This window comes from Pseudoalteromonas sp. SG45-3, from assembly GCF_014164075.1.
GTDB lineage: Bacteria > Pseudomonadota > Gammaproteobacteria > Enterobacterales > Alteromonadaceae > Pseudoalteromonas > Pseudoalteromonas distincta.
On record NZ_JACJEN010000039.1, the window covers coordinates 1 to 7191 of the forward strand.

Below are 7191 nucleotides of genomic sequence, written 5' to 3' on the forward strand. Positions count from 1 at the left end.
GAGATAAACCCTAGTGGTACGTTACTGTCACCGCCTACACACGCACATTTTAACTCTCGTTTATCTATATAGACTGCTTTTATCACTGAAACAGCACCAACCCCACCTATGAATAATGAAATAGGGGCAATAATATAGGCTGGTAACCCGGCTATCATTCCAATGCCAACAAATGCTTCTAAAAATGGGTAAACATAAGCGTACCTGACTACTTTCATAGCGACTAAGTCATAGGTTATAAATGAATTAGTAAAGCTAAATAAGTCTTGAAGCTTTTGTATTGCTAACACTGCCATTGTTAGGGCTACAAACAGTTCAGCGGTTTGCATTGATAATAAGCTATTATCCGATGCAAAACTAAATGCCACACTAAGCAAAAAACTAACCGAAAAAATCGCAATCACGGGCGTGTAAGTTGTACCTTCTTGCCCAGCTTTTGGCTTATCAAAGTAATCGCGTAAGTCGACATAGCCACCTATACGTTTATTATCAATAAATGTTTGAGGTGTAGTTTCTACACTGTGTTGTTTTTTAAATTCATCTGTTTGCTCTCGAGAAGTTAATAGCTGATCATCAACTGTATATCCCTCTCGCTCTAGTAGGTCTTTTGATTTTAAACCAAACGGACAAATATGCTCATCTGTGGCCATTCTAAAAAGTTGGGCTGATTTACTCATGTTTAGCTCCCTTTTATGTATTGGTATAAAATTTTACTTAGCATTAAAATCCGGTACGGTCCTAGATTGTGCTTGCTCCTGAGTTTCTGCTAGGCCATTTTTCTCTATATCCTTTAGTAACCACTGCATTTCTTTAATCTCACGACGCTGTGCCTCAATAATATTTGTTGCAAGCTCTTGGACTCGCTTATCTTTGATTTTTGCCCTTTCACTGGTGAGTATTGCAATTGAATGATGTGGGATCATCGCCGACATCCATGAGCTATCATCAACAGTCGCTTGTGATCGAACTAAAAATAAACTTCCCGCAAATACGGTAACACTAGCAATGAGTACTGTTATATTTTTCTTTTTATCTTTATACATATTGAGCATGAAAAGTAGCATTATCACTGCCATCATGGCTCCCATATAAAGCGCCATATAAGTACGAGTTTCACTAAAAAAAACATGACTTAGCTGATAAGTATTCAAATACATCAGTACAAACATGACTAATGTTGATGTGGCTATCATTAAGAAAAGCTTTAAATACTGCGACATTAGATGGCTCCTTTCTATCATTTACTTTGTATATTATTTATACCAATGGGTAATTCTTACAGGTTATTAGGCGTAAACCCACTATATATTTAATCATTGAATCAATGTTTAATATTACATCAAGAGTTGTGCCATAAGTGTTAAAACTGCTCAGCGTATTTGCTAATATGCTTATAAGTATTCTGCTGTAAATCGTGCGTAAGCATTTCAATATTATATTTATAAAAGCGATCGCCCATTTACATACCTGGCGTACCAGCAGGCATAGAGGGAACAGAGAGCCCTATCGTCTTTTCAGGATGTTGTTCAGCTAAAAACTGTTTTATATGTTTGGCGGGAACATGACCTTCAAATACAAATCCATCGGCTGAAACGGCTGTATGGTATGACCGCATATTTGGTTTTATTTGATACTGAGATTTAATCGTCCCCATGTCATTGACGTTAATTGCTTTTGTTTGAATATTGTTTTCGCTCAAATGAGCAATCCACTTATTACAACATCCACAATTATTACTTTTATAAACGGTAAGCTCAATTTTAGGTTTTTCTGAATTCTCATAAGTTATTAATGCTTTGTGTTGTTTTTAGATACTTATCGCCGAAAATGACATAGTTAATGATAAAAATAACGCTGAGGTAATGTAGATTACTCGCATTGTTAACTCCTTAATTTGACCAATGAATATGAGTGATTTTCCAACCTGTATCGGTGTTTTTTAATGTGATTGATTCCATTCCCATAGACTTAATATCTTTTCCTTTGTACTTTCCTTGAGTTTTACTTCTTGAAATTGAGTAAGCTATGTCTCCATTTGTGTAAACTTGATGCTCTAGTAGTTCACTATTAACAGCACTTAAGAATTTCATATCCGCTATCATATGATGTTTCGCGTATTCATCTGCAGAACGCTCAACACTTCCGCCTTCAAAAATGATGACATCGTCGGCCAGTAATTTACGTGCAGCTTCGCGATTGCCTTGTTTTAGAGATGCATGAAATAGGCTGACTGTTTTTGCAGCCTCGCTATCAACATTGACAAAGGCCTTGCCTTTTTTTGAATATTTTTCATCGTCATGTGCACTAACAGTAAAAGAACTAACAGTGCTAAAAATTAGTAGCAATAAAATTTTTAAATTAAAGGATTTAATTAACATACATTTTCCTTTTTTATTAATCGTTAAATAGGCGGACCAACAAGTGTTGTAAATACACTTGTTGTAATAAGTACAAATAGGGCAATTAATATTTCAACAGTGATCGAGCGTTTTAATATACTTATATGGTGTTGTTGAGTGATTTGCGGGACTAAAAAAAGCTTATGCCATGCACCTAGTAACAGCATCGCGCTGACGAGTAACAGCTTTAATAAAATTAGTTGCCCATAATTTGATGTAAACAACGCAGAAAATGACTCTAGGTACTGCAGGAGCAGAGTTAAGCCCGAAATAAGTAGTACAAATACAATAACAATAGCGAGTTGACCAAAGTAATGCATTAACCGCTTTACTTCACTGGTAGGTAGTAAAGTGCAGCTTTTGTAAAGCGGCCACAATGACCCTAACCAGCTCGCAATGGCAATAAGGTGAAAGGTTAAAATACTTTTCACTAACCCATTTTCATTTGCACTGTGCCCAGTAAAAGTGAAGCTATAAGCGATAAACCCAAGCATGATTAGTATAACGGCACCGTTTTTATAACCTGCTATGTTATCATCTGATTTCACATTCCACATACATGCGCTAATTAGAGCAATAATAAGCGCTGGTATTCTAAACGTTGCTTGGTCACCTATGACTGATTGCCAAACAATTTCAAGCATAAAGGGGTCAAACATTCCCATAAAGCCTGATTCAGCCATTGCTCCAGCTTCTATTGGTACTTGTAAAAGTGCAGCAATACTACCTGTAACCACACACGTAATTTGCCAACGTTTTAAGAACTGATAAAAACTAATTAAGTGATGCCCTGCAACATTGCTGTTGCCACACATAAAGCGCATTAATAAAGTGCCCGCAAGCCCTGCAATTGCGATATAGCTTGCTAGTTTTAATAAGAGTAAGAGTACTGACCATTCACTTAATTGCATTATGTTGCTACTTAATGATTATGTTTGCTGTGGGTATTAGATTGTTCTTGCATCATCTTATGCGATTCACTTTTGTGTACCATAAATCTAAACGTGTCGGTCATTTTATGTCCATCACCACCCAGTGCTGTCCATTTAACCGTGTAAGTCCCTTGGGCTAAGCTCGGTAATGACCAACTAAAGTCTGTGCTTGGGGTGGAGCTTGGTTTGAAATCAAAGTTTATTGAGTTATTTTTTTCATCTTTGATGATGACTTTTGCTAGCCTTACTTCACCACCAAAAGTTAACGAAAGTTGCTCTGGGCTTTTCATTAACATGGCTTCTTGCGCAGGTGTTGATTGCTTGAGTGATATATGCGCTGATGCGGAAAATGTAAGTACTAAACCTAAAATAGCTACTGCAGAATTAAAAAACTTCATAATTACCTCTTATTTAAAATGATTAAAACCAAAATTTAATACCCGCAACAAATGCGGTGTTGTTGCTACTTTGTCCACTTGATGTGGCATAGTCGGCGGTATTGCCAAATTTATTGCTCCATTCAACGCCAATATAGGGCGCAAACTGGCGTGTAAATTCATAACGAACCCTAAAGCCAATCGCGCTGCTTGATAGGCCACTTCCAAGTTCGTTTTGTTTATCGTTTTTGCCATAAAGTGTAATTTCGGCTCGCGGTTGTATAATTAGCTTTTGCGTGAGTAATAGTTCGTACTCTGCCTCTAACGTAAATGCGGTATTGCCTCGCTCACCTACGTATGCTGTCATATCAAGTTCAAACCAATAAGGGGCTAAACCTTGTAAGCCAAAAGCCAACCATTGCCGATTTTCACCTTCTTTATTGTAATCAAGACGAACACCTGCTTGAGTATCCCAATATGCTGATACGGCGTGACCCCATAAAATATCGGTTTGGTTTTCTTCAATACTTCCTTCGCTGAAATCACCCTCGGTTTTAATTACCAATCGATCAAAGGTAGTGCCGTACCATGCTTGTAAGTCAAATACACCTGCGTTTGCTTGCTCGTTATATTCAAGACGATCGCCTAGTAATGCGTAAAATGGATGCTCATCAGCGAGTGTTAATCGCTCATTGCCCTCAAGCGCATATGGGCCTTCTGTTAAAGTTGTTCCCGCAGAGTAAGCATGGGGGTCTCTTGCATCTTTAGGTGCACTTCCTCCTTGTGGTTGCATCTTAGCGCTATTCATTTGTGCCATTTCACTTTGCGCTAATAAAGGGAAACTAATTAATGAAGCCCCAGTTAACATTAATAAACCTAATGATTTAGATAGTTTTAATTGTTTCATGATACGACTACCTCTCTAAACATACCGGCATCCATATGGAATAATAAATGGCAATGCCAAGCCCAGCGACCTACATCGTGAGGGGTGGTTAAAAAGCTGATTCTTTGTGCGGGTTGAACAGGTACCGTATGACGTCGCACTTGCACATCACCTTGCTCGTTTTCTAAATCACTCCACATACCATGCAAATGCATAGGGTGCGTCATCATGGTATCGTTTTGTAAAATAACTCTTAAACGTTGGTTATGCTTCATATGCACTGGCGTGCTTTTACCAAATTCTAAGCCATCAAATGACCAGCTATAACGCTCCATGTTTCCGGTTAAATGCAGCTCAATTTCAGCTTCTGGCTCTTGCTGGTTAGTGATCCCTTCAAGTGAGTGTAAATCTGCAAGTGTTAAAACTCGGCGACCATTTTTACGTAAACCAATACCAGGATCATCAAGATTTGTTCTAGGCATATCAACGCGCATATCAACTGAAGCTCCATACTCCGTTTTTGCATGACGCACTTTAGAGCTGGCAACCGCTAATGGATTTTCAGACATACCATGTTTGCTATGATCCATCGCCATTGCACCGTGACCCATAGCGCTATGATCCATTTCTTTAGAGTTCATACCTGACATGCCAGCCATACCAGCCATTGCAGAATGCTCACCGCCGTGGGTCATATTGCCCATCATATCGGTCATCGTTAACCACTCAACAGGGTCAAGTGCAGGTACTGGCGCATCAATATTAGGCGAGCTTGATAAAGTTCCTTTTGCGTAACCAGAGCGATCCATACTTTGAGCAAAAATCGTATAGGCATCATTTTTAGGCTCAACAATTACGTCGTAGGTTTCACCAGGGCCGAATCTAAATTCATCAACTGTCACAGGTTCAACGTTTTGCCCATCTGCTTGTACAACCGTCAGTTTTAGCTCGGGGATACGCACGTCAAAAAAGCTATTACTAGAGCCATTAATAAACCTTAACCTAAGCTTTTCACCGACTTTAAATAATCCACGCCAGTTTGCCATTGGAGTACTACCGTTCATTAAAAAAGTCATTGCTGATGCAGATAAATCAGCTAAGTCTGTAGGGTTCATTCGCATCTGATTCCACATTTTTCGGCGCTGTAGAGCATTTGAAATACTGCTGCTTGAAACGTCATCGAAAAACTCTGGAACAGTGGGTTGATTGAAGTTAAATACATCACTCTGTACTTTTAATTTACGGAACAGAGCCATAGGGTCATCATCAGTCCAATCAGATAATTGAATAACATGCTCGTTATCTGCACTAATAATATCGTTTTCTCGCGGTTCAATAATTAATGCACCGTACATGCCTGTCATTTCTTGAAAGCCACTATGTGAGTGATACCAATATGTACCGCTTTGTTGTAGTTTAAATTTATAAACAAAGGTTTCGCCCGGCATAATGCCTTTAAAGCTGATACCTGGTACGCCATCCATTTGATACGGTAAAATAATGCCATGCCAATGAATTGAACTCGGTACTGATAACTTATTTGTTACTCTAATAGTAACATCATCGCCTTCTTTGAGGCGCAAGGTAGGGGCGGGTATAGATCCATTGATAGTTGTCGCCATACGTATTACGCCAGTAAAGTTAACCGGCGATTCATCTATAACCAGATCAATTACTTCGCCGCTAAGTTCGGGCACAGTGCCTGTTATTGTTCCTGCTACTAAAGATGATGCAGCATGTAATACACTCGGAAAAGCCGCAAGTACACCTCCTGCAATTAAGCCTTGAACAAATCGTCTTCGTGGTGTGCTAACCTGTTGTGATGACTTTTTAAACCCCATTTCCTTACTCCTTCATAGCAGAATATGTATTGAGTATAGAAAATAGACCTGTCTTTAACATGACGCGAACATTACAAAGTTGTAATCTTGGTGTCATGTTGCTGTAGTGACAGATACTGCATAATATTTGCAGAGGTAGTTGTTAGGACTTTAATGAAGGAATAGTATGCGCTTATTAGTTGTTGAAGATGAAGCAAAAACGGGAGATTATTTAAAACAGGGACTCAGTGAAGCTGGTTTTCAGGTTTCTTTGACGCGCAATGGTCTTGACGGTCATCACCTAGCAATGACCGAATTGTTTGATGTAATAATACTTGATGTTATGTTACCTGACGTATCAGGTTGGAAAATTTTACAGTCGCTACGTGAAGCAGATAACAAAACCCCAGTACTATTTTTATCTGCTCGCGATAGCATAGACGATAGAGTAAAGGGGCTCGAACTTGGTGCTGATGACTATTTAATAAAGCCTTTTGCTTTTGCTGAAGTTTTAGCAAGAGTACGTACTCTTATTCGCCGTCGTGCAGTGCAAACAGTTGACGATATACTGATCGTTGCTGATTTAGAAATGGATATTCCAAAGCGAAAAATACAACGTGCAGGCAAGCGTATTTTATTGAGTAATAAAGAGTTTAGCTTACTTGAACTATTGTTACGGCGCGAAGGTGAAGTATTGCCACGTTCGTTAATTGCTTCTCAAGTATGGGATATGAATTTTGATAGTGACACCAATGTGATTGATGTTGCCATTCGTAG

9 protein-coding genes are annotated in these 7191 nt (G+C 38.8%); 1 reads left to right on the plus strand and 8 read right to left on the minus strand.

Annotated elements, in window-relative coordinates; all coding sequences use genetic code 11:
* The 8 genes from H5126_RS20955 to H5126_RS20990 all read right to left on the minus strand — a co-directional run.
* The coding region (locus H5126_RS20955; RefSeq protein ID WP_182721491.1) for a MauE/DoxX family redox-associated membrane protein at positions 1–677 on the minus strand (677 nt) is incomplete at its 3' end.
* Positions 678–710: 33 nt separating this feature from the next.
* A complete protein-coding gene (locus H5126_RS20960; protein WP_004588798.1) occupies positions 711–1220 on the minus strand; it encodes a DUF305 domain-containing protein in 510 nt (169 codons plus the stop codon).
* Between the two features lie 239 nt (positions 1221–1459).
* Positions 1460–1654, minus strand: coding sequence for a DUF411 domain-containing protein (locus H5126_RS21760; protein ID WP_404936433.1), 195 nt, complete (start codon positions 1652–1654; stop codon positions 1460–1462).
* 235 nt (positions 1655–1889) lie between these two features.
* Positions 1890–2378 (minus strand): nuclear transport factor 2 family protein, encoded by a 489-nt coding sequence (locus H5126_RS20970; RefSeq protein WP_008109928.1) that lies wholly within the window; start codon positions 2376–2378, stop codon positions 1890–1892.
* Positions 2379–2401: 23 nt separating this feature from the next.
* Positions 2402–3310, minus strand: coding sequence for a copper resistance D family protein (locus tag H5126_RS20975; protein WP_182721492.1), 909 nt, complete (start codon positions 3308–3310; stop codon positions 2402–2404).
* A gap of 11 nt (positions 3311–3321) precedes the next feature.
* Positions 3322–3729 (minus strand): copper resistance CopC family protein, encoded by a 408-nt coding sequence (locus tag H5126_RS20980; RefSeq protein ID WP_024596894.1) that lies wholly within the window; start codon positions 3727–3729, stop codon positions 3322–3324.
* 22 nt (positions 3730–3751) lie between these two features.
* The gene (locus H5126_RS20985; RefSeq protein WP_010554095.1) at positions 3752–4615 is read right to left on the minus strand and encodes a copper resistance protein B; all 864 of its coding nucleotides are present in this window, start codon (positions 4613–4615) and stop codon (positions 3752–3754) included.
* A complete protein-coding gene (locus H5126_RS20990) occupies positions 4612–6435 on the minus strand; it encodes a copper resistance system multicopper oxidase (protein WP_024596892.1) in 1824 nt (607 codons plus the stop codon). The genes H5126_RS20985 and H5126_RS20990 overlap by 4 nt, the downstream gene beginning before the upstream one ends.
* Before the next feature lie 166 nt (positions 6436–6601).
* Here H5126_RS20990 and H5126_RS20995 point away from each other — a divergent pair.
* Positions 6602–7191 (plus strand): heavy metal response regulator transcription factor (locus H5126_RS20995; RefSeq protein ID WP_182721493.1); only part of this gene is annotated, 590 nt, incomplete at its 3' end.